General features: G+C 44.2%; 22 protein-coding genes. 1 reads left to right on the top strand and 21 read right to left on the bottom strand.

What is annotated here, in order from left to right:
* Positions 1–525 precede the first annotated feature (525 nt).
* The 3 genes from IQ276_RS34385 to IQ276_RS34375 are packed head-to-tail and all read right to left on the bottom strand — an operon-like array spanning position 526 to position 4,165.
* Positions 526–693 (bottom strand): response regulator, encoded by a 168-nt coding sequence (locus tag IQ276_RS34385; protein ID WP_193916716.1) that lies wholly within the window; start codon positions 691–693, stop codon positions 526–528.
* A 7-nt stretch (positions 694–700) separates the two neighbouring features.
* Complete coding sequence (locus IQ276_RS34380; protein ID WP_235115308.1) at positions 701–1,555, bottom strand: IS5 family transposase; 855 nt, start codon at positions 1,553–1,555, stop codon at positions 701–703.
* 54 nt (positions 1,556–1,609) lie between these two features.
* Positions 1,610–4,165, bottom strand: a complete 2,556-nt coding sequence (locus tag IQ276_RS34375) for an ATP-binding protein (RefSeq protein WP_193921170.1) — start codon at positions 4,163–4,165, stop codon at positions 1,610–1,612.
* A 398-nt stretch (positions 4,166–4,563) separates the two neighbouring features.
* Here IQ276_RS34375 and IQ276_RS34370 point away from each other — a divergent pair, with 398 nt between their 5' ends.
* Entirely contained in the window at positions 4,564–5,973 is a 1,410-nt protein-coding gene (locus IQ276_RS34370; RefSeq protein WP_235116219.1) for an ATP-dependent DNA helicase, read from the top strand.
* 59 nt (positions 5,974–6,032) lie between these two features.
* Here the strand turns inward: IQ276_RS34370 and IQ276_RS34365 are convergent, their stop codons facing one another.
* The 18 genes from IQ276_RS34365 to IQ276_RS34280 form a co-directional block, all read right to left on the bottom strand.
* Positions 6,033–6,275 carry a hypothetical protein gene (locus IQ276_RS34365; RefSeq protein WP_235116218.1) on the bottom strand — a complete coding sequence of 81 codons (243 nt, stop codon included), beginning with the start codon at positions 6,273–6,275 and terminating at the stop codon, positions 6,033–6,035.
* 250 nt (positions 6,276–6,525) lie between these two features.
* Complete coding sequence (gene ltrA, locus IQ276_RS34360; RefSeq protein WP_193914597.1) at positions 6,526–8,304, bottom strand: group II intron reverse transcriptase/maturase; 1,779 nt, start codon at positions 8,302–8,304, stop codon at positions 6,526–6,528.
* Positions 8,305–9,226: 922 nt separating this feature from the next.
* A protein-coding gene (locus IQ276_RS34355) for an IS630 family transposase (protein WP_193926078.1) occupies positions 9,227–10,305 on the bottom strand; the annotation gives its coding sequence in 2 pieces (ribosomal slippage) (positions 9,227–9,837 and positions 9,837–10,305; 1,080 coding nt in all).
* Between the two features lie 49 nt (positions 10,306–10,354).
* Positions 10,355–11,383 (bottom strand): SGNH/GDSL hydrolase family protein, encoded by a 1,029-nt coding sequence (locus IQ276_RS34350; RefSeq protein WP_193925909.1) that lies wholly within the window; start codon positions 11,381–11,383, stop codon positions 10,355–10,357.
* A 223-nt stretch (positions 11,384–11,606) separates the two neighbouring features.
* On the bottom strand, positions 11,607–11,984 hold the full coding sequence (locus IQ276_RS34345; protein ID WP_235116217.1) for a nuclear transport factor 2 family protein: 378 nt from the start codon (positions 11,982–11,984) through the stop codon (positions 11,607–11,609).
* 65 nt (positions 11,985–12,049) lie between these two features.
* Positions 12,050–12,988, bottom strand: a complete 939-nt coding sequence (locus tag IQ276_RS34340; protein ID WP_193914945.1) for a DUF5996 family protein — start codon at positions 12,986–12,988, stop codon at positions 12,050–12,052.
* Positions 12,989–13,058: 70 nt separating this feature from the next.
* Positions 13,059–13,334 (bottom strand): UBP-type zinc finger domain-containing protein, encoded by a 276-nt coding sequence (locus IQ276_RS34335; RefSeq protein WP_193914943.1) that lies wholly within the window; start codon positions 13,332–13,334, stop codon positions 13,059–13,061.
* A 113-nt stretch (positions 13,335–13,447) separates the two neighbouring features.
* Positions 13,448–14,173 carry an alpha/beta fold hydrolase gene (locus tag IQ276_RS34330; RefSeq protein ID WP_193914942.1) on the bottom strand — a complete coding sequence of 242 codons (726 nt, stop codon included), beginning with the start codon at positions 14,171–14,173 and terminating at the stop codon, positions 13,448–13,450.
* Positions 14,174–14,498: 325 nt separating this feature from the next.
* Complete coding sequence (locus tag IQ276_RS34325; RefSeq protein ID WP_193914940.1) at positions 14,499–14,867, bottom strand: cupin domain-containing protein; 369 nt, start codon at positions 14,865–14,867, stop codon at positions 14,499–14,501.
* Between the two features lie 35 nt (positions 14,868–14,902).
* A complete protein-coding gene (locus tag IQ276_RS34320; protein ID WP_228042906.1) occupies positions 14,903–15,100 on the bottom strand; it encodes an AraC family transcriptional regulator in 198 nt (65 codons plus the stop codon).
* 166 nt (positions 15,101–15,266) lie between these two features.
* Entirely contained in the window at positions 15,267–15,932 is a 666-nt protein-coding gene (locus IQ276_RS34315; RefSeq protein WP_193914938.1) for a hydrolase, read from the bottom strand.
* A 356-nt stretch (positions 15,933–16,288) separates the two neighbouring features.
* A complete protein-coding gene (locus tag IQ276_RS34310; RefSeq protein ID WP_193914936.1) occupies positions 16,289–16,777 on the bottom strand; it encodes a lipocalin-like domain-containing protein in 489 nt (162 codons plus the stop codon).
* A gap of 30 nt (positions 16,778–16,807) precedes the next feature.
* Complete coding sequence (locus IQ276_RS34305; protein ID WP_193914934.1) at positions 16,808–17,671, bottom strand: dioxygenase family protein; 864 nt, start codon at positions 17,669–17,671, stop codon at positions 16,808–16,810.
* A gap of 325 nt (positions 17,672–17,996) precedes the next feature.
* Complete coding sequence (locus IQ276_RS34300; protein WP_193914932.1) at positions 17,997–18,893, bottom strand: alpha/beta fold hydrolase; 897 nt, start codon at positions 18,891–18,893, stop codon at positions 17,997–17,999.
* Positions 18,894–19,059: 166 nt separating this feature from the next.
* Positions 19,060–19,815: an SDR family oxidoreductase gene (locus tag IQ276_RS34295; RefSeq protein WP_193914930.1), complete on the bottom strand. Its 756-nt coding sequence runs from the start codon at positions 19,813–19,815 to the stop codon at positions 19,060–19,062.
* A gap of 88 nt (positions 19,816–19,903) precedes the next feature.
* Positions 19,904–20,872 carry a zinc-dependent alcohol dehydrogenase family protein gene (locus tag IQ276_RS34290; RefSeq protein WP_193914928.1) on the bottom strand — a complete coding sequence of 323 codons (969 nt, stop codon included), beginning with the start codon at positions 20,870–20,872 and terminating at the stop codon, positions 19,904–19,906.
* A 77-nt stretch (positions 20,873–20,949) separates the two neighbouring features.
* Complete coding sequence (locus tag IQ276_RS34285) at positions 20,950–21,207, bottom strand: nuclear transport factor 2 family protein (protein WP_235116216.1); 258 nt, start codon at positions 21,205–21,207, stop codon at positions 20,950–20,952.
* 124 nt (positions 21,208–21,331) lie between these two features.
* Positions 21,332–21,913, bottom strand: a complete 582-nt coding sequence (locus tag IQ276_RS34280; RefSeq protein WP_193914926.1) for an ester cyclase — start codon at positions 21,911–21,913, stop codon at positions 21,332–21,334.
* Positions 21,914–22,306: the final 393 nt, after the last annotated feature.

The following is a 22,306-nucleotide window of genomic DNA, read 5'->3' as shown; positions in this document are numbered from 1 at the left end:
GAGGGAGGCGAAGAGGGCATCGAGTTCTGACAGTGAGGCGTGGTGACTCATCTCTAAAGCCCGTTACTGTGAGTCGGTTATTGTGCAGGTTCCGAGTTGGGGACAAATAATCTCTATTGCCTTACTCTTGAAAAAAACAATTCTGTGTTCGTTATCTTCAGAGTCTCCTAAAGTGACTCGTTTACGGATGCTCATGTTTTTCATATCAGAGACGGTATTCTCAAAGAAATCCGATTGATGCCCACAGTCGCAACGAAAGGATGATGGATACAGTTCTATTGCCATCTTACACACCATGACTTCCCCCGCCAAATACTACCATGCTAGTCAGGCGATATTTGACAGGAATAGTAAGGTAATAAGTGGGGTATTCAAGCAAGAATACCTCACTCGCTAGCTGAAAGATGTCCAGAAAACCCCGTGAGATCAAACCAGGATACTGTTATCACATTACCATTCGCTGCAATAACCGTGAGTTTCAGTTAACTCACCACGAATGCCGTCAGGTGATTGCTATACTGTTGATCAAGTTTTTAATACCTCAATGATCTTGTCCACAAGTTCCATTGGTTCAATTGGCTTGGCAATAAAAAGTTGAAACCCTGCTTTTAAAATACGTTGCTCATTTTTGGCTTCAGCAAAAGCAGTGAGAGCGATCGCTGGAATTTGTCCCCCTTGCTTTATAGAACCCATTTGACATCTAAGAAGGTGCTGCAAGCCTCTTAATCATTAGCCTGATGAAGCAGATATTGAGTTTGGCAGTGGCACTAACCAGGGTTCGTTCAAAGTTCTTAACCAGAATTTTACAGCGCTCCATCCAAGCATTGGAGCGTTCGATCACCCATCTAGCTATTGCCGGAACAAATCCAGATTTTCCTTGTGCCGCTTTCTCTTGTTTTGAGGGTTTCGTAGAAAGTTGAAACTGAATTTTGGTCATGATCTCTGGGTAAATTCGCTCTAACTCCTGAGTCAAATATTCTGGGTGATACCCATGATCTAGCAGGATAGTAATCTTGGGAATATCGATAGGTTTTGACTTGAAGTAGTCGATGTTGAGAGTAAACATCTCAATTAATCCGGCATCATCCGAGACATTGGCGCGAGTACAGAGCGTAAAAAAGGGAAACCCAAGGGTGTCAATAGCCAAATGCCTTTTAATACCGTTGGTGGCTTTGTAGAAGCAAAAACCTTTCGACTCCACACTGGCGTTGCAGGTATTTTTCACTGCTTGGGAGTCAATGATGATCAATGTCGTCCAGTGCGGTTTTTTTTTTACCTGTTCACGCACTTGTCCATGTAAGACACTCATCAGTTCCTCAAATACCCCGGCTGCTCGCCACTGTTTGTAGTGCCAATATACAGTGGAATAAGGGGGGAGGTCTTTAGGTAAGTCTTGCCAATTGCATCCATTTTTTAGTTGATAGAGAATTCCATTGAAGATATCTCGCTTTGGCCAGTTGGTCGGTCGAGTCTGCTTCTTAGTCGGTAATATCTCTTGCAATAAGGGTTCAAAAATTTCCCATTCTGCATCAGTGAGGTTGCTGGAATACGCCATTAGTATTGGATTTTAGATGCTGAGGAGTACCTTAATTCAAAACCTCACAAGATGTCAAATGGGTTCTATAGTGCGGGAGCGAATCTGACGAATCAAGGTAAAGCCATCCTCATCTGGCATACTGATATCACTAATCAGTAGAGCGGGCGATTGCTGTTCTAAAAGTGCCAACGCTTCTTTTACTGATGCTGCCACTAATACATCTGCCCCGGCGCTTTGGAGAACAGTCTGCATTAACATCCGAGCATCTGCATCGTCATCTACAACCAGAATGCACAAGTTCTGCAATTGGGCAATTTCCTTATTCCCATACAGCAATTCTCCTACTACTAGTTCATCATTACTCAACTGCTTTGTCATTGTTACGATAGGTAGCCTCACCGTGAATGTCGAACCCTTGCCGAATCCCGCACTGGCTGCTGTGATCTTGCCATTGTGGAGTTCTACAATTGTCAGAGCGATCGCAAGTCCTAACCCTAATCCACCAGCAGAACGAGTAGTTGAAGCGTCACGCTGACTAAACCGTTCAAAGACGAATGGTAGAAATTCTGCTTCTATGCCCCTCCCTCGATCAATAACAGTAATCTGAGCCTGAGACTCAACTTGTTCCAACCTCACCTCTACACTTTCATTCTTGGAACTAAACTTGATTGCATTTGAAAGCAAATTCCAAACCACTTGTTGTAAACGAATGGCATCACCTAAAACCTTGGACACACCAGTATCAAGATGTAACTTAATTTGAATGCCCTTTGTTTCGGCTGACAATCGAATAGTATCTGCTGCTGACCGAATTACACTTGCTAGGTCAACAGGTTCGATTTCCAAATTCATCTCGCCCTTCTGCATCCTAGCCAGATCCAACAAATCGTCAATTAAGCGAACTTGTAGACGGGCATTCCGTTCAATCGTTTCCAGTCCCTCAATTTTCAGTGCTTCATCCATCTCATGTTCAGTTAGCAATAGTTGCGCCCAACCGTGGAGATTATGCATGGGAGTGCGTAACTCATGAGACAAGACAGCGACGAATTCATCCTTGACTCGATTTATTTCTGCCAGTTCCTCAGTCTTTTGTCTCAGTTCTTCCTCTACACGCTTTTGTTCAGTGATATCAATGCCGATTAAAAATGCGGCTTTGTTCTGGTCATATTTTTGAGCCACAATTAAATAACTACGATCTGCGCTTATGGATTTCAACTCATATAATGCTTCAGATTGATCTCCAGCAAAGAAATTTTGCACGAACTCACGAAACCCATTACCACTAGCTAAAAAACCAATATCCTGACCAACAAAAGCTTCGGGAGACAAATCAAAACTATCAGCTAAGTGCTTGTTGACACCTAGATAGCACAAATCGGAACTGACCCAAGATACAATTCCAGGTACAGCCTCCAGTACAGTCTGTAACTGATCTCTAGCCGCTTGCAGTTTTTTTTCTGCCTGGTTGCGCTGGGTAATATCTAGAAATATACTTACACACCCCCGCACTTTTCCATCTTCATCAAATAAAGGGGCAGCATACTGCGATAGGTTAATTCTCACACCATCATCACGAACCACCTCAATTTCCGAATCCAGTATTTCCACCCCATGAGTGGTAGCATATTGCATAGCCAGTTCTTCTGGAGCTAATTCTCTGCCTGACTGATAAACTTTAAAGTTAGTTGGACGTTCATCATTGGGAGCGCTGAGAGAGGCATTTGCGTCAACAGGTATGCCCAGCAGTTTGGCAAGAGCCGGATTAGCTCGAATAGTTCGGCATTCTGGATCTTCTGCAATGCCAATGCCAGTTGGAATCACCTCTAACAAAGTTTGTAGTTCTTTAACTCGTCGATTTAAAGCTTGGTTTAACTTGATAATTTTTGCTTCTGCTTGTTTGCGGTTCGTGACGTTTTGGAAGATTGCCAAGCCCGTCAGAATTTTGCTATTTTCATCTTTGACTGGAAAAGTTTGTATTAGATAAACTTGATTGTTATAAGGAATTTCAATACACATTGGAGTACCCTGTAAGGTACTACGGTAAGCTGGTTCTATCAGTTCGTAAGTCTCAGGGAGAACAGTTTCGTGCAGCGTTTTACCTTGGAACTCTTCTTTTGGTAAACCAAAGATTTGCAGTTCTGTACCCTCAGCACCCATAAAGCGCATATCTCGATCAAAGAGAAAAACTACTCCATTGGGTAGATTTTGGGTTAATGTTCGGTATAGTTCTTCACCTTGACGAAGTGAACGCTGACTCTGTAATAAATCTTTTAGATTGATTTGGGCTTCTGTTTTATCAGTATCTGACTGCTGTTTACATGACTGGAAGTTAGCAGTTAGCGCACTGATTAATAGACCCTCGATAACAAATAATACAAATTCTAGACTATCGAGAGTAGAAGATGGATTTGTAAAAAAGTAATGACTAGCTAAAGCAGCCAAAAACACTGATGTCAATCCTGAAATGATGCTACCGTACCAAGTACTTATAGAGATAGCAATCAGCCACAAGCTGAAAGAACTTGTGATTCCAGTTAGATGCTCTAGTCCCAACTTGACTAGCAAGGTTACTCCCACGCTGAAAAATGCAGTTCTGTAAGGCAGGTATTTTTGTTTGATCAACAACATAGAGATGGGAGCAACGCTCCAGAGTGAGACCGGATAAAAAACGAGCGATGTCTACGGCAGGCCACGCCTACGCTAAAAACTATTTTCAGTGTAATAAGACTTTAGTATATTTGGATACGTATTAATGCGTAGTGAAGTCATATGGTGACATGCGCGAAAATTTGTAATGACAAGAATTCAAGTAGGATTTCCGAGTAGCAATAATTTTAAGATTGAGGATGTTTACCTTCATGGAAAAATATATATATGCAACTCCAGATTTAACTAAATCATCTGAATATTAAAAAACTTTCAATATATTGATTTCTGATGATGCCGAATGGATATAGAAACATATATTCCTCAAACCAAAAGGAGTATTGTTTTTCGGAGAAGTAAAACCAACAGCTATCGCTGCATTGAGTGGATCAATTAATGGAATTAGCGAAGCGATGATGATCCAAACACTTCCTACTTTCGCTGCAACCGGTTCTTTTCCATTTCAACTCACCCAGCAGCAGCAAAAAGCTTTAGATGCAATGTGGACATTTATACAGCCAACCGTGATGGCTGCTTTATTTCTGCTGGTTGGCTATGCTGGAACCGGCAAGTCAACTATTGTTTTCCAACTAGTTAAAGTTCTTGTCGCTACGGGTAAGCGAGTTGTACTGACTGCACCCACTAATAAAGCTGTAGGTGTGCTACAACGCATGGCGGCAGAAAATGGCGTAACTGGGGTAGAATTCTTCACCATTCACCAGTTGTTAGGACTGGGTATGGTAACTAGAGGTAAAGAGAAAGTACTTGACCAAACTGGGCCTTCTTACATCAATCTATTTGATGTTGTCTTTATTGATGAATGTTCCATGATTGGCAAACAACTCTGGCGCTGGATTGAGGATGTTGCTAACCAATCATCCACCTGGACAAAAATCAAAATTATTCTCATGGGCGACCCAGCACAGTTAAATCCAGTTAATGAAGGAAAATCCCCTAGTTTTCAAGTGCCAGATAAAGCAGTTTTGACTCAAGTTGTGCGTCAAGGAACTGGTAGCCCTTTGTTAGAATTTGTCACTGCTTCTCGCTATGCAGTCACCAAGAGCAAGTTTCCTTTTGAGCCTTATGCCAAATATCTGCCTGATAAAAGTAATGGGGCGCTGATGGTTAAACGTCAAACTTTGCTGCGTTATGCCTGCAAAAAGATGAAGAGAGAATTTGCTCAAAACCCAGATTGTTTCCGAATTTTATCCTGGACTAATACTCAAGTTGACTTTTACAATCAGCAGATTCGCACTCATTTATATGGTGAAAATATCAATCGCTTTATTCCTGGAGAGAGATTAATCACTAGAGATCCTGTGATGGCTCCTGATGGTAAAACTACGATTCTTGCTACATCTACAGAGTTTACTGTTTTAGATGTTTTTGGCGATCGTTACAACAACTATGATACTTGGAGGTTAAAGGTAGAGACAGATGAAGGGATTGTGCGTCAAATCTATGTTCTGCATGAAGATGAGCAAAAACAATTTGACCAAGAAACCAAACGCTTACTCAGAAGTGCCAAGCGTAATCCCTTTCTGTGGAAGCAGTACTACAAACATTCAGAGCAGTTTGCCAACATCAGAAACTGCTTTGCATTAACTGTTCACAATAGCCAAGGTAGCACTTTCTTAGAAGCGGGTATTGATGGTAAAGATTTGAGTAAGCGACTTTATCCAGAACGAGGAGATGACAGTAAGGCAGTCCTGGCAAAGATTAGAGAGTTTAATCGTTTGTACTATGTTTCTAGCTCACGGGCTAGACAACGGATATTAGTTATCCGGTGACAATGGTGTATGGGAATCTCGACCCTATCAAACGGAAATAGAGGCTGAAAAAGCTTACCTTATATAAGGTTTAGCTTTTTACTTCTCTGTTTTAGCCAAACAGGGAAAGAGATATTTCCGCGATCGCACATCCTCATATCTGCGTTGATTCGGCGACTTGCACCCGAAGACAGGAGGCTCACTTTTTCCATTTTACCAACTTTCGGTGATTGGAGATCGGGTAAGGTATCCAGTGTAGACATATGACGAAACTCGATGCAGCAAAGGTTAGCGTTACCGCCAGTATCCCCGATTCTTATCATTTTACCAAGATTCGGTTATAAGTTGGTATTTATGAGCGTAAAAACCACTTTTTTTAGTAAAAGCATACTAATTCTGACTCCTTGTGGCTTTCTTATAGTTGCGTCAAACAAGAGTTCCTCAAAAAGCTGAAAGCTATTTATAACAAGCTTTTCTAACTCCTATTTCCACAAGTTAGGGTCGAGGGGAACATTACTGTTCCACCCCTCCCATCCGAAACCGTGCATGAAAGTTGTCCCTTCACACGGCTACTCAATGTGTTTCCCTATTGTCACGGAGGGACTTCTGACTACCATCAGTAGCAGTTTTAACATTGTGGCAATGACGGTGCAGTAATTGAAGATTGTTCCATTCTTTTTTACCTCCACAACTCAGGGGTTTGATGTGGTCAATCTCCAATAAATCACCTTCAAGAAAATTTAAGCCACATCCCATACATTTACCTTTCTGTTGCTTAAGGAGGTTCCTTTTAGTAGTAGGTAAATTTGGATGATTACTTAACCTTAAACTCCAGTAGATAGTGTCATCATCATAAGGACTTTTATCACCTCTAACTTTTACATAATCGTTAACACTGGAGTGAAATTCGATATGTGATAATAACTTTAATCCGTTACTATCTGGTCTAGTTGTGAATACCCAATGGTTGTCACCTATGGTATGCCAATACTTTTGATGACCGTGATAAATACTTCCGGTTTGTCTTTTAGCCCATCTTCTTAGACGAAGATAAGTTATTCTATCTAACCGGGCGAAATCCCCAACAGTTCCAGCGTCTGAAACTCTATAAAATGTAGCCCATCCCCTAATAATAGGGTTAAGTTCTTTAATTAGTTCTGCTTGAGAACGTGACTTACATTTTATGATGATGCTTTTCATCTTATTTTTGTGAGCATCAATCGCCTTTTTTGAAGGGGTAATAAGGGTAATGAAACCAAGACGAGTACCGAAACTATTTTTGTTTTCTCGGTATTTACCCACTTTTTTATGCTGAATATGGTGTCCCAGAAAATCAAATCCTGCTTGACCATCTTCACTTAAATCTGGGTGCAGTGTATGTGCTACACGGGTCTTTTCTGGTTTCAGTTCTAAGCCAATACCTTTGAGCCAAATTCTGATGATTTCCTCACACCGATTAATGACCGCTCGTGATTCGTGTAAAACTATGAAATCGTCCGCATACCTAATGAAGGTCGGTTGGCAGATTTTATAGCCGAATTTGGTTTTTGACCCTCTTACCTTCCCACTTTTATTAGCAGGAAATTCTTGATTAATCAGGTCTTCTAAACCATGTAAAGCAATGTTAGCTAATAATGGCGAAATTACCCCACCTTGGGGTGTGCCAGAATTTGTAGCTATCAGTTCTCCTGAATCTATTACTCCAGAATTAAGCCAAGCTTTTATTTGTTGCTTAACTTTTCCCTTCATGTTTAGTTTCAAAAGTAATGCTTTCTGATCAATGCGGTCAAAACATTGCGAAATATCTGCATCTAGTACAAATTTGGCTTTTGATACTATGCAGTTTTTGATATGTTTAATGGCATCGTGGCATGACCTGCCTTGTCGAAACCCGTAGCTGGATGCCTCAAATCGAGCCTCCCATTCTGGGTCTAAGGTAGTTTTGACTACGGCTTGTAGGGCGCGGTCAAACATAGTGGGTATTGAAAGCGGGCGTTTTTCAGTTTTCCCTGGTTTAGGTATCCAAATTCTACGTGTGGGTTTGGATTTACCATTTATTCTTAGCCCTTTTGCTAGGTTGAGACGTGCTTCTGGGGATAAGGATTTTACCCCATCCACTCCTGCCGTCTTTTTACCTTGGTTATCTTGCGTTACCCTTCTTACCGCTAGTACCCTATTCGACCAAGACCTCATTAAAATTCGCTGAAGTTTACGGACTCGCTTGATATCACCACAACGCGAAGCGGCGTAGATGCGTTTTTGCAACTTGAAGACGTATTTCTCGACTTTGCGCCAATTTATATTTCTCCATCCCTCAGTATTCTCAATTGAATCTGACTTAGGCGTATTCATTGCTACTTACACCCCTAGCTCTATGCACATTGCGGGTTACGTTTGCTTATCCCGGACGTTACTCCATCCCTTTTGGGGCTTTAACCGTTACTTCGGTTTGGGCGTTTGCTTCTTAACCCATCCCTCCCAAATAAAACTTTTAGCCTGACCGCCTACCTATGTATCGACCACCACAGGAGTTATAATTTGGTTTACTTCGTTCCTGATATCCATTGTTTTGAGTCTTTAGGGGATGCCTATCCACCGGGGGTCTAGGAAGTGCGCTGTTTCGGTTGCAAGAACCTAACAGTCCTTACCCTTTCGGTTATTTCCGAACCAAAGTGTGTCCGAAACAAAAGCTTATATCCCTTGGTGAGATATGACGATGGCTCAACGACATTTTGTTTGTTCTCCCCGTGAACTCTTGCTTGCGGTTGGTGTTTTCAGCAATTATCACCATTAACCGCTTTCGTCCCCGCTTTACAGAGCGAGATAGTCAGTCTCCTCAGTAGGGGCTACCATTTTCTGGTAGTTTACGTGCTTTCAACCCCGCACCAGGGTGATAGGACTTGGTTGAAAATTTCACCTCACCTATATGGGTATCAAGTTGTCATCAGTAGAGGATTAAAGTGCGGACTCAACTCCTGGTGGAGTTACTCTACTGAAGCCTGGAATCCTCCCAGATATTGGGTTTCTCCAGAACGAATCGCACTTACACGTATCTCGGCTCAATACCTAGATAAGGCCATTACAAATGCCTTAGATGCTGTAACTAAAAAAGACATTATTGGATGGTTCACGCACTGCTGTTACTATATTGCACCCAACTCAGAACCGCTATAAGTTTGGGACAAGCGCGTACAATGAAACCTACTTTGGCACGGTGATACCCTTAGCTACTATGAACTTTACGCCGTAGTAAACTTATTATACCTATATAGGACTAGTATTTGATTTCTGAAAAAGCTCCGTACATCTGTAAAGTGTCAAAATCAAAGTTAGTGTGTCGGAGAAACCACTCAAACATCCATTTGAGATGAGAGAACGAAGGAATCAAAGCACAGAAACGCCGCACCCAGGTTTTAGCTTGTAACCAAATATCCTCAATTGGATTTTGTGATGGGCAATTAGGAGCGAAGCGAACGCAATGAATTTTCCACTGGTCTGGAGACAAACCTTGGTTTATCTCTCCTAAAAAGTTTTGAACCAGATGTGAACGATGGTAAGAAGCACCATCCCAAAAAAGCAGTAATCGTTGGTTGGGAGACTGGTCTAATAAATAACGTAAATAATCAATTGTATTGTCTGAATTGCCAGCATTGTAAGCTTTAAGAAGCAACTTACCATCGAGATAATCAACCGCCCCGTAGTATGTCTGCTTCTCTCGTTCGTTAACGATGCCAATTGCTATTTCTTGGTCAGTTTTTCCCCAGACATAACCAGTTACGTCTCCCCATAACAGATGGCACTCATCTATTAGTAATACTCTCAGTCTTCCTTCTTCTATCTCCTCTCTATTGCTGTCCAACAATTTTTCAATCTGTTTTTTTTTGCAGCTACAGCCTCAATGTCCGCCTTTGGGTTTAAGCCAGTAGTTTTTTTCCAACTAATTCCCGCCGCGTCAAATAAATCATAATAACTCCGTTTCGATTCGTAGATGACATCATATTCAAAAGCCAATTTGTATTCCAGTTCACCAAGCTCCCAAATCTCCTTAGTTTGCAACCAACTTAATACTTCTTGTTGCTGTTCATCGCTCAGGTAACTCTTTCTGCCTTTATAATTTAAGCGCAATCCGCAAATTCCATATTCCTTATAAGCTTGCTTCCAGCTTGTTATTGAACCAACAGAGACATCTAAAATTGTTTGAATTTCCTCATACTTGTAGCCTTGATAAACCAGTTTCACTGCCAAAGCTTTTCTCACCTCACGGGCATCCGGGCGATTATCTATAAATTCTTGTAGTTCTGCGTTAGCGAAGCTCACCGAAGGTATCGCAGGTTGTAGATGCTGCTCTATCATTGTTCGCTCTTAGACAGATATCTCTCTCCGTATTATCTCGTACACTTTTTCAGAAATCAAATATGATTCCTATACAAGATATCAAAGCTACAACATTTGATGGTTCAGGAACAGTTGGTATTTTCTGTGTATCTAAGAAATTGGCCATATCTTCACCAATGATTTGATGTACACGACGAGTAGGATGAATCTCGTCGAAGTAATAATAATTATCAGGTGTTGAACAACCAGGCTCTAACCCCCCAGTGGTGTATAAAAGTTTGCAGGCATCATTTATATTGGTAAAACCAAATGTCGCTGGGGTAGAGCGAATTTTGTTGCTAATTGCAACATGGTCATACAGTGCAACTTCGACACCTAATTGCTTATTCAGGGTATCGAGTTGACCGGGAAGACTTTTATTGATAACATCTCTAAACTTAGCTGCCTCTTCTGAGTATTGCTCAAAAAGTGGTAATGCAGCTAAATCTGTAGAATTTACAACAAAAAACTGTTCTGCACCTAGTACTGCAAGTTGTGATATTCCAGAAACAATATTGTTAACAGCAGCATCAGCTAATACATCGACCGAACCAGTCTGATTATTAAAAAACCTTTCTAATAAGTCATTTGTAGATATAAAAATGAAGTATAATCCCTTAGAATCTGGCACGCGATTAACTTCTGCTTTATATTCTTCGATTTGACCGAATAAACCAGTATTTTGATATTTATCAAGCCAAGTACTTAAATTGCCATTACCGCTTTTTGCACCACCCACAGCATAATCTGTTAATTGTAATTTTTTTTGTTTTGCTAGTACCTCAACTGATGTTAAGCCGGGATTATTTGTCCATCGACCATCAGAGTCATACACGTCTACTTGGGGGAATATAAATGCTCCAGGCACCCCAGAGTTAACTGCTGCTGTTGTAATCCGAAGTGCTGCCCCATTATCTGAATAGCTATCACCAAAAGCATAAATACGAGAAATAGAGTTGAAAGAAGCAGCATAAGCATTATTAACACTTACACACAAAAAAGCCGCACTACTTACTGTGGCAGTAACAAATGTCTTGAAAGTTGTATTTTTCAGCATAGATCAATGCATTTCCCAATATCTAAAATTATGTTCAAAGGTGTAACCTTTACTTTTAATTCACTATGCTTATTCATGGTGTTCCTCTGTTCAGTAACGATTGTCGATAAGCGAAGTGAAATCGTAGTAAAAGCGAAAAAATTCACGGCTTTACAGCAATTCTTGATTATCACTCGGCGGACTTTCTGCTTTGCAAGAATACATCCTGACTTTTGCAGATGATTTACGCCGCTCTGCTGGTTTCATCCTTGACCTCGGTTTTGATAACGAAAGCCCTTAACTCGACAATATTATCGCCGCGAAAGCGCCAGACATCGCAGTACGAGTAATGAGCCGCTTTCCCGTCTTCGTCCTTCATGGTGATGTCGCCGAGTGCCGTGACGAAATCACCCTCAGCGATTAAGTTAGCGACCCTAAACTTTGGCGGCTCTATGTATGTCATTGCCATCCATTGGCGAACGGCTTCTTTTCCTTTAAGGGTCTTGTCACCTACAAATGTCCATTCCATGTCGTCGGCGCAGAACGACAAGAATCCTTCATTGTTGCCTTGGGCGATCGCCACGTTTGCCTCTTCTAAGATGGCTTTATTTTTGTCTGACATTTGAATTTCTCCTCTATTCAAGTTGTCTTTGTTTTAACCAACTTGAGTTTAGTAAGTTCCAACACTCAACTTTGAGTATGTTCCAGCGCAACTCGATCCCAATGTCCTAAATTGGCTGCTGCTTCATAGGTGCTTTGGAAAAAAGCAAGGAGCATTGCATCTGGATCGTCAGTTTGTCTCACGGCTTCATAGGGTAGGATAAACTCTTGCATCTCTGAGCTGTAAAAAGCTTCTGTGGGTTGGATCGGGTAATTATGGAACCCTTCCGGCATAGGGTAAACGTAAGCGTAAAAAACAGGCTCCACAATTGACCCACCTCCTGGCCAAAAGCCGCAACTACTAACTTCGTGTGAATAGGCTTCGCGCGTGACCCAATCTGCCATATTCGGAACCCCACCGGGATGTTCTGGCGCACGACGACCAGAGAAACGGGTCACAGCCAAGTCAAAGCTGCCCCAAAAGAAATGCACAGGGCTGGATTTACCAATAAACTGGGAACGGAATAAGGTCATGACCCGATCAACTTGCACAAGAATTCGCCAGAACCGTTGTGCATATTCCGGATCATAAGCTGCGTGTTGATAGTCCTGATCGAACGGGATTGGTTCTGACACTTCTTGCGGCATTGTCCAGATTTGAACTTCAATGCCGATGTCGCTTAATGTAATTAGCACCATTTGGTAAAAATCTGCCACAGAGCGAGGAGCCAGTGCAATTTTTTTAGTAATGCCGTCGCTAGCGTCGATTTGTAGTTGATGGTCGAGAAAATCAAAGCTAATTTGAAAGTTACGAGTTCCGCAAGGGATTGAAGCGGTTGTTAGTCCACGCGGTGTGACATAAAGAGTAGATTGCCACCAGTGATTGAGTTTAGGTGCCAGTGCCAACCGGATTTTACCGATGATTTGCGTCCATAGATGGAGAGTTGCATAGGTATCCTGCCAAGCTACTAAGGGCAAACTAGGCCAAACGATATCAATGGGAGTACTTTGATTAGAAACAGCCATGAAAATCACCCACATGAGGAGAACATGTTGAAGAAATGAGAAGGAAATCTAGATGAAATCAGAATCGCTATCAATAGTCTTTTCCCTGTTCATCTGCAAAACACCATAACCACTGCTCCCCCAATTCAGCCGAACTAACCACTGCATGACTGGTTGCTTCATAATGACGGCGAGCATGTTGATGCTCAGAAGAATCGCAGCACAGCATTTTGCCACAGGTTTGGCAAATCCGGAGGTGTACCCAGCGGCTATTTATTTTAATGCACTCTTCACAACGAAATACGGGATAAGCTGCTTTAGAAATCAGGTTTTCCACAGTTAGATTGTTGAGATGTTCACAGGTCATAGTTTTTTGGTATCCCTGGTAGGAGACAACGGTGAACAGTTGGTCAAATTCTGATCGGTTAGCGCCCTTGTTTCGGGGATAAGCGATTGTCTGTTGTTCATCTCAACCATCAGCTAGTCGCGCCCTGCCACAATCATCTTTTCTGCTAAACCAACCGGGTTAGAAAACATGACCTCGTGACTACCGGGCATTTGTACAAGCCGAAATAGCCCCAAGCGGTTAGACATTCTCGGATGCCAACCCCAATCGCCTTGAGGAAGGACATTATCTTCTGTACAGTAGAGGTAGCTTTTGGGGATGGGCAGCGAGTAAAACTGCTTTAGGTCTAACTTGTCAAGCCACGGTTGATACGCTTGGGGCGATAATTGTGCGTAACTCGATCGAGCCAGTTCGAGGTCAGCGTCGTTGATAAACGCTTCTCGCCAAATCTCAAAAGGTAGCATCACCGTATGATCGCCCGATTGTCTCGCTAGCTGATCGGATAACGCTTGAGAGTGCGGTGGGGTGTTATCGTTGAGGCTTTCACCATCATTGAGGACAAAGGCATTGAAGAAGATGAGTCGTCGAATGCGATTGCTGATTGCTTCAGCAACTTTGGCAATAATTGTCCCACCGAAACTATGTCCGACTAGAACGATATCGTTTAAGTCTTTACTCACAATGTAATCGACGATCGATTGCGTGCATTGAGCATGGTTGACGTTTTTGTTCACGCCTTTGCTATGCCCAGCGATCGTGGGCGCAAAAGCATTATGTCCCTTTGCTTCTAGTTGATCAATAACTGCCTGCCAAGCAGAACCATCATGCCAGGAGCCATGAACTAAGACAAAAGTTGACATAGAATCCCTCCTTGTAGATGTGATCTGAAAATCAAGCTCGTCTGTTCTCTCTTGTTCTCTCTTGAAATGGGTTAGATTCAAGTACTAATTAGAGAAGATGCTTGTAGCCGGATGCGTTTATGCCTCGTCTATAGCGCGGTTGCAGCACAATCGATGAGCTTGGCAACAGCATCTGCATGAGCAACCATCCCAACATGGGACGCGCTATTCACTACAGCAGTACTCATGATGGCTCCTAGAGAGTTTCAATGAACATTGACTGAAAACGATAGCTGGGTTTCTTAAGATCGTGATCAATCATCCCTAGCAGTGAGATTTGCATGAATCAGACTGGTGCATAAATCGTTTCGTCTTCTTTGCGCCAAGCTGGATCAACTAGACAAACGAAAACAATGGGTTCGTTGCCGTAGTTGTGAAGGAACTGAATGGCATTTGGAGGAATGTAAACCGCATCGCCTGGTTCAATGCGACGAACTTCGCTATCGATCGACATTTCTCCAACACCGCTAATGATGTAATAAACTTCAGAAGTCTTTAGAGAATGGGGAATCGAAGTTTTGCCAACAGGCAAGATCGCATACGCTAAACTGTAACGCAAGTTGATGTCTTGTTTGTCAGGATGAAGCAGTTCACGCAGAACAGTTCCATCTCCAGCGATAATTTCTTCACAGTCGTTTAGTTTTTGGAGCAGCATAAGTTTAGGCTTGCAATTACACAATCGGAGCAAGTTCAAAATCTGTAAATTTTGGAGAAGAAATTTGCCTGTTCCACGCGCCGTTGAATCACGTACTGATGGGGCGAAATCCCCATCGTTCGCTTAAACAAACTTGCAAAGTAAGTCGGGCTGATGTTAACTACACTTGCTAGTTCGGCTAAGGATAAATCACGATTCAGATGAGCATGAATGTAATCGATCGCCTGCTGCAATTAGCTGTAAGTTAAGTTTCTATTCTCAGGCATGATAATTTGTACGACCTCAGAATAGTGGCGCAACAGATGAATCAATAACGCTTGAGACAGAGACAGTATTTTATCTTTTTCAAAATGCTGTCTCCTATTTTACTTGTTGCTTCCGTAGAGGAAACCTCAAGTATTAGTGTCCACCTGAGGTCACTGGAGGGGTTGTTGCAAGAAGCTGAAGTTCCCAGGCAAGGGCCACCGCACTAGCACCGCCATGCTCAAGAATAATATCTGATACACCCGCAGATGTTTCTGTGCGTGCCCAGTCACGCTGCCATTCAGCAAGTACAGCCATCCAGTTGATTGGAATTGCGCCAGCCTGAACCATACGGCGAACAGCCATGTCATGAGCTTCCGCAGTAACACCACCCGAAGCATCGGTAACGATGAATACTTCATAACCTTCACCTAGCGCCTGGATTGCTGGCATTGCGAGACAGATTTCGGTGTAAAGCGCAGCAAGTATAAGTTGCTTGCGGCCACTTTTCTTCACTACATCTGTAACGTTTGGATCTTCCCAGGTATTGATGAAAGTGCGGTTGATCGGTTTTTGATCAGGAAAAACATCCTGTAGTCCCTTAATGATGTAACCTCCTCTCTCTTCAATGACTGTGGTAAGGATTGTTGGTACATTGAACACCTTTGCCGATTTAGCAAGACCAATAACATTGTTAATGATCATCGTAGGTTCATGGCTGTTCAAGTTGGTGAACTGGTAAGGCTGGTGGTCAATCAGTACCAGGATGCTATCTTCTGGACGAAGCAGTCCTTCTAAGCCGATTTTTGGATTTTTAGACATCGCTATAAGTCTCCATTCAATGTTTACTTTTCAGACACGCCCTAGCGTGTGAGTCTGACTCAACGGGGTGAATCACAGAGTTTTTTCGCAAGCCAGAAATGCAGCAGATCACTGATTATTCCTGCTGAAGAAAGTCCAGCAACAGGGGATTGATCTGATCAGCGTGAGTCCAGTTGATGGCGTGCGGCCCGCCGGGAATGACAACCAGCCTGAGTGTTGATCGCCCAGCGCAGAATGACGAACAGGTAGGGAGCGGCAATCGATCGTTCGCCAGTGAGCCAGTTTCGTCCGTCGAGATAACCGAGGATAGCGACGTTTTCAGTGAGTGAAAAGTGATCGTACTTGCCTCTACTTCGTTATCGACAACGAACTCCCCTTGCTATAATGCGTTCCCACAGCAGCTCAAAAACCGCTTCAACACCATCACTCAAGACTGGCGGCGTCACGAGCGTTAGTCGGCTCTCATTAAGAGTAAAGGTGCGAACTAACGTTGTACCAACGCGATTAGGAATTGATGCAATTTTGATCTGGTGAGTTACTGTGTTGCCACTCAACGTATAAGTTCCAGCGTAAGCATTGAATGTTGTAAATGCTTGAGCAAGCTCTTCCACGGGTAAAGATTGCATCTGGGGAGTCAGCGGTGATCTGACCTCCTGACTCAGCGGTGAGCGATCGCTCCTAGAAAACATCACCATCATGTGACCATCTGATGTGTAAGTGATGTAGCCAACCGGATGAGTTCCATACACGTCTGGAGTCACCGTTCCATCAGCGTAAATGGCAGTTGCAGAAATTAACTTCCAAATGCCAATTAGCAGATTGTTCTGGATTGATGGTGTAGACATAATGTGCAACCATTGCTTGATGATTCTCCGCTAGAGAGTAGCGGGTTTCAACACAAAATCAAACTCAGTCGTGTAAAACGGTTTACTTTGATTGTGTGCCTTGAGTTCGTCTAGTGCTTCGTGCTTTTGCAATTGAACGATCGCCGATCGCACGGCAAAGGTTGTATCTGAATCCAGGTGAGGATCGCCAGCAATAAAAGTTTGTGTTGTCAGTGGAGTGTACTCCGGAGCACTGAGTTTGAAATGGATGTGAGCCGCCCGCCAGGGATGCCGTCCCAAGAGTCCCAGCAACTCGCCACATGGACCACTGCTTGGCACTTTGTAACCTAGTGGCACGACAGTTTCAAACATATACTTTCCACTCTTGTTCGTTTTGAAACGTCCGCGAAAATTCCCCAACGGCTGAGATGGCTCTTGGACATCATATAATCCTTGGGAATTGGGTTGCCAAACATCAATCAGAGCATTGGCGAGCGGTTGACCGTTCAAATCTAAAACCCTGCCTGACAGGAAAAGTGAGTCTCCTTCTGCATCAATACCCAAGCGATCGCCCATCTGCCGTTCTGGTGCATTCGGCACATACAAGGGTCCTTCTAAATTGCTTTCTGTACCGCGATGAGCATCGTGCAGCAATTCTACCAACTCTGAAATTCCCAGTAGATCTGTTAACGCCTGCATTTCTCCAGCGGGAATCTCCTGAGTGTGATGACTGACCCGGTTGAGAAAATTACGTCCCTGCTGCAACTCTGATTCAGTCAGATTCACCTCACGCACAAAGTCATGCAAATGTCGAACGAAGCTCGTGTAAATTTCATACAGTCGCGGGTGAGATTTACCGCGATCGCCATGATTAATGACGGCTTCAGTGATAGTGTCAAGTGTGATGTTCTGCACGATCAAACTCCTTTTTAGTTACGTGATTAATGATGGTTGTTTTACGGCGACCATCTTGACTTATAGTCTGTGTCCTAATCTAATTGGCTACAGCTATAGTCTGGTGACTTGATGCTTTCAAGACTCATCCTGACGATTTCGTGCGACATACCAATCCATTCAAGAACGATGAGATCAGCCAGCGAACAGCACTGGGCATATAATAGAGTTTCATGGAATGTCCCTTGTCGCGAAGAATGTGTTTTTGCTTCCTATCTGCTGTTTTCATAGTCTGAGTGTAATGACTCCTAATGCTCGGTTTCTTTCAGATTCTTAGGGTGTTTTGTCAGATTCTTGTGCAATCACCTTCAAGACGCAGCGTGGAACCGAGCGTTCTGTCGAGGAACGCGCGGATCAACGTTGCCACCTCCTCTGCATGAGTCTCCAGCGCGAAATGTCCGGCGTCGAGCAGGTGAATCTCTGCATTCGGGAGATCTCGCTGATAAGCGGCAGCACCAGCGGGCAGAAATGCCGGATCATGACGACCCCAGACGGCGAGAAGCGGCGGACGTTGCTCACGAAAGTAGGACTGGAAAGCTGGATAGAGCGCGACGTTACTGCGGTAGTCGAGGATCAGATCGAGCTGGATCTCCTCCGCGTCTGGCCGACCCATGTAGGCGATGTCGAGTTCGTAGCCATCGGGCGACAGAAGGGTTGGATCGGCTCCAGTACCATACTGCCAGTTCCGGATTGTGTCCGGTGCGAGCGAGGGTCGGCAGGCTTCCCGGTTTGCTGCGCTCGGTTCGCGCCAATAGGCTTCCCATGTACCCCATTCGTCACTGAAACCCTCAAGGTAGGCGTTGCCGTTCTGCGAGACGATCGCAGATATCCGTTCAGGATAGCGCATCGCCAAACGCAAACCTACTGGCGCACCGTAGTCGAAGATGTAGAGTACGTATTGATCGAGCGACAAAGCATCGACGAAGCCCTCGATTACGTCAGCAAGGCGGTCGAACCTGTAGTCGAATGCCCCGCGTGGCGGTGCCTTGGTCTGTCCGAAACCAGGCAAATCCGGCGCGACGATCCGAAAGCGATCGGCGAGCAAAGGGATCAGGTCGCGGAACATGTGGCTAGCGGTCGGAAAGCCATGTAACAGCAGTATTACCGGCGCGTCGCTTGCCCCCGCTTCGCGGTAGAACACATCGACATCGTCAACCTGTCGAAACCCGTAGCGTATTTTCATCGTACAATTCTCTTTTTTGATTTTCTTCCGATTGAGCTTCGACGCTCAGATTTGGAATCTTGAACACCTTTCGCATACCCTACGATTGCCACCCCTAAACCGCGAGAACCGTCCGTTACCAGTGCAACATTGCCTGCAAGTGTTGTCGTCTTGCACTGCCGAGCGACTACTGCGCTACATACCCACCATCTACCATCAACGTTTCACCTGTTATGAACGATGCCAGGTCAGATGATAAAAACAGAACTGCATTTGCAACTTCAAGCGGTGTTCCAATTCGTCCGATCGGATGGAGTCCTGTTATGTAAGCTTTGACCTCATCCTGCCCACCTGTAGCTGCTTCAAACATATCTGTTTCGATTGCTGCTGGTGCAACGACATTGATGCGAATCCCCGCTTTGGCATATTGGAGCGCGGCGGCTTTTGTTAAGCCTATTACTGCATGTTTACTCGCGGTGTAGAGGAATTGGGTAGGAACTGCAACGACTCCAGCCCCAGATGATGTATTGACGATCGAACCACTTCCCTGTTTCAACATCTGAGCGATTTCATATTTCATCGACAACCAAACGCCTTTGACATTGACGTTCATCGTGCGGTCATATTCAGCTTCTGTTTGCTCAATCAATGAAGGATTTTCGCCGACCATTCCTGCATTGTTGAAGGCAATATCTAACCGACCAAAAACGCCAACCGCTTTATCAACCATTGCCTTAACATCAGCTTCTTTCGTGACATCTGCTTGCACAAAAATAGCCTCTCCGTCAATTTTCTGAATCAATCGAACAGTTTCTTCACCTTCATCCATTCGACGACCCACCACCACCACCTTTGCTTGTTGTTGGGCATAAGCGATCGCGGTTGCACGACCAATTCCCGATGTTCCTCCAGTAACTAAAGCCACTTTATCTTGCAGTATCATCCTGTTTCTCCTGTCCCAATCAATATTGACCTTCAGCACACAATCAAACTCCGATCCGTTTAGCAATTACCAACGCCGTAAAGCTGGTCTACTTTTCTGTAAACTTCAGCACAATTTTGCCCCGTGTTCCTCCCTGCTTTAGACGCTGATGTGCCAGAACGACCTGATCCCAAGAAAATACTGAATCAATCACTGGGCGAAGCTGATGACGCTCGATGAGTTTTGTCAAAGCCTCTAATTTTGCTCGGTACTGGGGTGAAAAAACAAAATGAATCGTCAGATTCTTACCCCATGCTTCAAGAAGCGATTGCGGTATTGCAATGTCTACAATGCTTGTAAGCCTACCAAAGGGACGAATGATTTCTAGACTACGCTGAATTGTTTCTCCGCCGATTGTATCTAGAACTAAATCCACACCCAGTCCATTTGTTTCTTGACGAATGACTTCTACGTAATCTTCATTTTTGTAATCAATCACTCGATCTGCGCCCAGTTCTGTCACGAAATCTCGGTTTCTAGAACTACACGTCGCAAAAACGTATGCCCCTATTGCTTTGGCGAGTTGAACTGCGATCGAACCCACTCCACCCGCACCCGCATGGATGAGAACTGTTTCACCAACTTGTAGGTTGCCCCTAGTCACTAGACAATCCCAAGCCGTTCCGCCTGCAAGTGGAAAAGAAGCTGCTTCAATGTGCGATAGATTTGCAGGCTTCAATGCAACAATCGCTGCATCAGCCACATGATACTGAGCGTAGCTACCGAATTCTCCAAAAATTTGCGGCGAGTAGTACACGTTGTCTCCCACCTTGAAATCAGTCACAGCTTCGCCAATTGCCTCAATCACCCCTGAAACATCGACTCCAAGGATAGCGGGTAATTGAACCAGTTCCTTGTAATCACCACGACGAGTTTGGTAATCGACCGGGTTAATCGAGGTTGCACAAACTCTGACTAACACCTGATTTGCCTTCAGTGTTGGTGTGGGAACCGTTTGAATCTCAAACTTCTCAGCATCACCAAACGCAGTTAATACGGCTGCTTTCATAGATTCCATCTGTGCCAACTCTCCTTGATTTAGAATAAACAGTGCCGTTGTACAACCCGGCCTTCACACGACCAGCACTCAACTGTTTAGAACATCGTGTTATCGTTAGCCGACGCTTCCGGGATAGTCTGTAGCACGTCCCAATGCTCGACTATCTTGCCTTTATCATCCAGGCGGAAGATGTCGATGCCTGCCCAGTCGTTGTCGTCCGGCCATTGTTGGTAGCAATGCAAGACTACATAATCGCCTTCAGCGAAGACGCGCTTAAACTGGACGCACTTGCCCGGATATTCTTTCGCTATCCTCTCAAAATATTCGATGAAAGCCTGCTTCCCGTCGGACACCGCTTTCTTTGTGCTGGATGTACACGTCGCTGACATCTTTCTCGATGGCTGCTGCGGGCTGACACTGAACGATCCTGGTTGCAAAATGGCGGGTTTGGGTATTGATGTTTGCTGGCTCCTACACTTAGTCGCGCTCGATTAGTGTGTTTGAAGGTAAGTTGGGATCGATCGCCTTACGCGCACTGTCAACGCCCACGACGGGAAGTGTACCCGGATCGAGCAAGCCGACTTGAACCAATACACTTGCCTGATCCCAGTAAATGTGTTCGTGGGCTAGTTTGCCGTCACGGAACTGGACGATCGCTACTACTGGCACTTCCACCCGTTTTCCGGTGGGAGCAACGCCGGGTAATATCCATTCCATCCAAACAGTATGAGTGAACTTAGCCATCATTTCATCCACGAGTTGATCTGTCCCGATCGTGCGCGAGATTAGGGTCAACTCCGTGTCCGGCGGCATCTGTGGAATGAGGTATTTGGAATAAAACTCGCGCAGTGCTGGTTTCCCGACTCCCCCAGTCATTACCGGGATGTGGTTAACGTAAGCATCTTCAACCATCGTAGCGAGGGCATCTTCAGTACTGTGAGTGCCAAACTCGTACTGTAAATGCTCTTCCCAAAGTGCTTGCAAATACTCCTGGGCTGGTGTCAAATTGGTAGTTGCTTGTAAATTTGCTTGTCCGTCTACAGTTTGCTCTTTGACCATGATTAAATACTCCTGGTTCTATCTATCTAAAGTGTCTTGAGTTCCAATGCTTGACTGCTTTCAGATTCTTAAAATGATTTGTCAGATTCTTGTGATGTTAGTGAACTTGTTTCAATGGACGTATAAGCATTCAGCGCCTGTTTCGCGAATCAGTTTGGCAGTTTTTTCACCTTCTGCATCGCGTCTGCCTGAGAATACTACCTTTGCTCCAGCAGCACCAAATGCGGTAACTTCTCTGCGAGACGCTACGCGAACGTTAAGCTTTCCTTCTCTACGTTCGCGGAGCGTGTCGTAGACAGAGGCTGCGCCCGACGCGAAGCGATGCCGCAGGCTTTACGGAACGCTACGCGTAGCTTGCTTCCCCGTAGGGGTATGCTAACGCGGTTGCACGAC

This window comes from Desmonostoc muscorum LEGE 12446 (assembly GCF_015207005.2).
GTDB lineage: Bacteria > Cyanobacteriota > Cyanobacteriia > Cyanobacteriales > Nostocaceae > Nostoc > Nostoc muscorum.
Note: the sequence above shows the minus strand (reverse complement) of the source record. Positions and strands in the feature narration are given on the sequence as shown.

Excerpts from the sequence above, each read along its gene's own strand:
- IQ276_RS34375 (WP_193921170.1), bottom strand. The coding sequence starts at position 4,165 with ATGTTGTTGATCAAACAAAAATACCTGCCTTACAGAACTGCATTTTTC.
- IQ276_RS34315 (WP_193914938.1), bottom strand. The coding sequence starts at position 15,932 with ATGTCTAAAAATCCAAAAATCGGCTTAGAAGGACTGCTTCGTCCAGAA.
- IQ276_RS34330 (WP_193914942.1), bottom strand. The coding sequence starts at position 14,173 with ATGTCAACTTTTGTCTTAGTTCATGGCTCCTGGCATGATGGTTCTGCT.
- IQ276_RS34345 (WP_235116217.1), bottom strand. The coding sequence starts at position 11,984 with ATGTCAGACAAAAATAAAGCCATCTTAGAAGAGGCAAACGTGGCGATC.
- IQ276_RS34290 (WP_193914928.1), bottom strand. The coding sequence starts at position 20,872 with ATGGAATCTATGAAAGCAGCCGTATTAACTGCGTTTGGTGATGCTGAG.
- IQ276_RS34385 (WP_193916716.1), bottom strand. The coding sequence starts at position 693 with ATGGGTTCTATAAAGCAAGGGGGACAAATTCCAGCGATCGCTCTCACT.
- IQ276_RS34310 (WP_193914936.1), bottom strand. The coding sequence starts at position 16,777 with ATGTCTACACCATCAATCCAGAACAATCTGCTAATTGGCATTTGGAAG.
- ltrA (WP_193914597.1), bottom strand. The coding sequence starts at position 8,304 with ATGAATACGCCTAAGTCAGATTCAATTGAGAATACTGAGGGATGGAGA.
- IQ276_RS34280 (WP_193914926.1), bottom strand. The coding sequence starts at position 21,913 with ATGGTCAAAGAGCAAACTGTAGACGGACAAGCAAATTTACAAGCAACT.
- IQ276_RS34335 (WP_193914943.1), bottom strand. The coding sequence starts at position 13,334 with ATGACCTGTGAACATCTCAACAATCTAACTGTGGAAAACCTGATTTCT.
- IQ276_RS34300 (WP_193914932.1), bottom strand. The coding sequence starts at position 18,893 with ATGAAAATACGCTACGGGTTTCGACAGGTTGACGATGTCGATGTGTTC.
- IQ276_RS34380 (WP_235115308.1), bottom strand. The coding sequence starts at position 1,555 with ATGGCGTATTCCAGCAACCTCACTGATGCAGAATGGGAAATTTTTGAA.
- IQ276_RS34350 (WP_193925909.1), bottom strand. The coding sequence starts at position 11,383 with ATGCTGAAAAATACAACTTTCAAGACATTTGTTACTGCCACAGTAAGT.
- IQ276_RS34295 (WP_193914930.1), bottom strand. The coding sequence starts at position 19,815 with ATGATACTGCAAGATAAAGTGGCTTTAGTTACTGGAGGAACATCGGGA.
- IQ276_RS34365 (WP_235116218.1), bottom strand. The coding sequence starts at position 6,275 with ATGATAAGAATCGGGGATACTGGCGGTAACGCTAACCTTTGCTGCATC.
- IQ276_RS34340 (WP_193914945.1), bottom strand. The coding sequence starts at position 12,988 with ATGGCTGTTTCTAATCAAAGTACTCCCATTGATATCGTTTGGCCTAGT.
- IQ276_RS34325 (WP_193914940.1), bottom strand. The coding sequence starts at position 14,867 with ATGCTGCTCCAAAAACTAAACGACTGTGAAGAAATTATCGCTGGAGAT.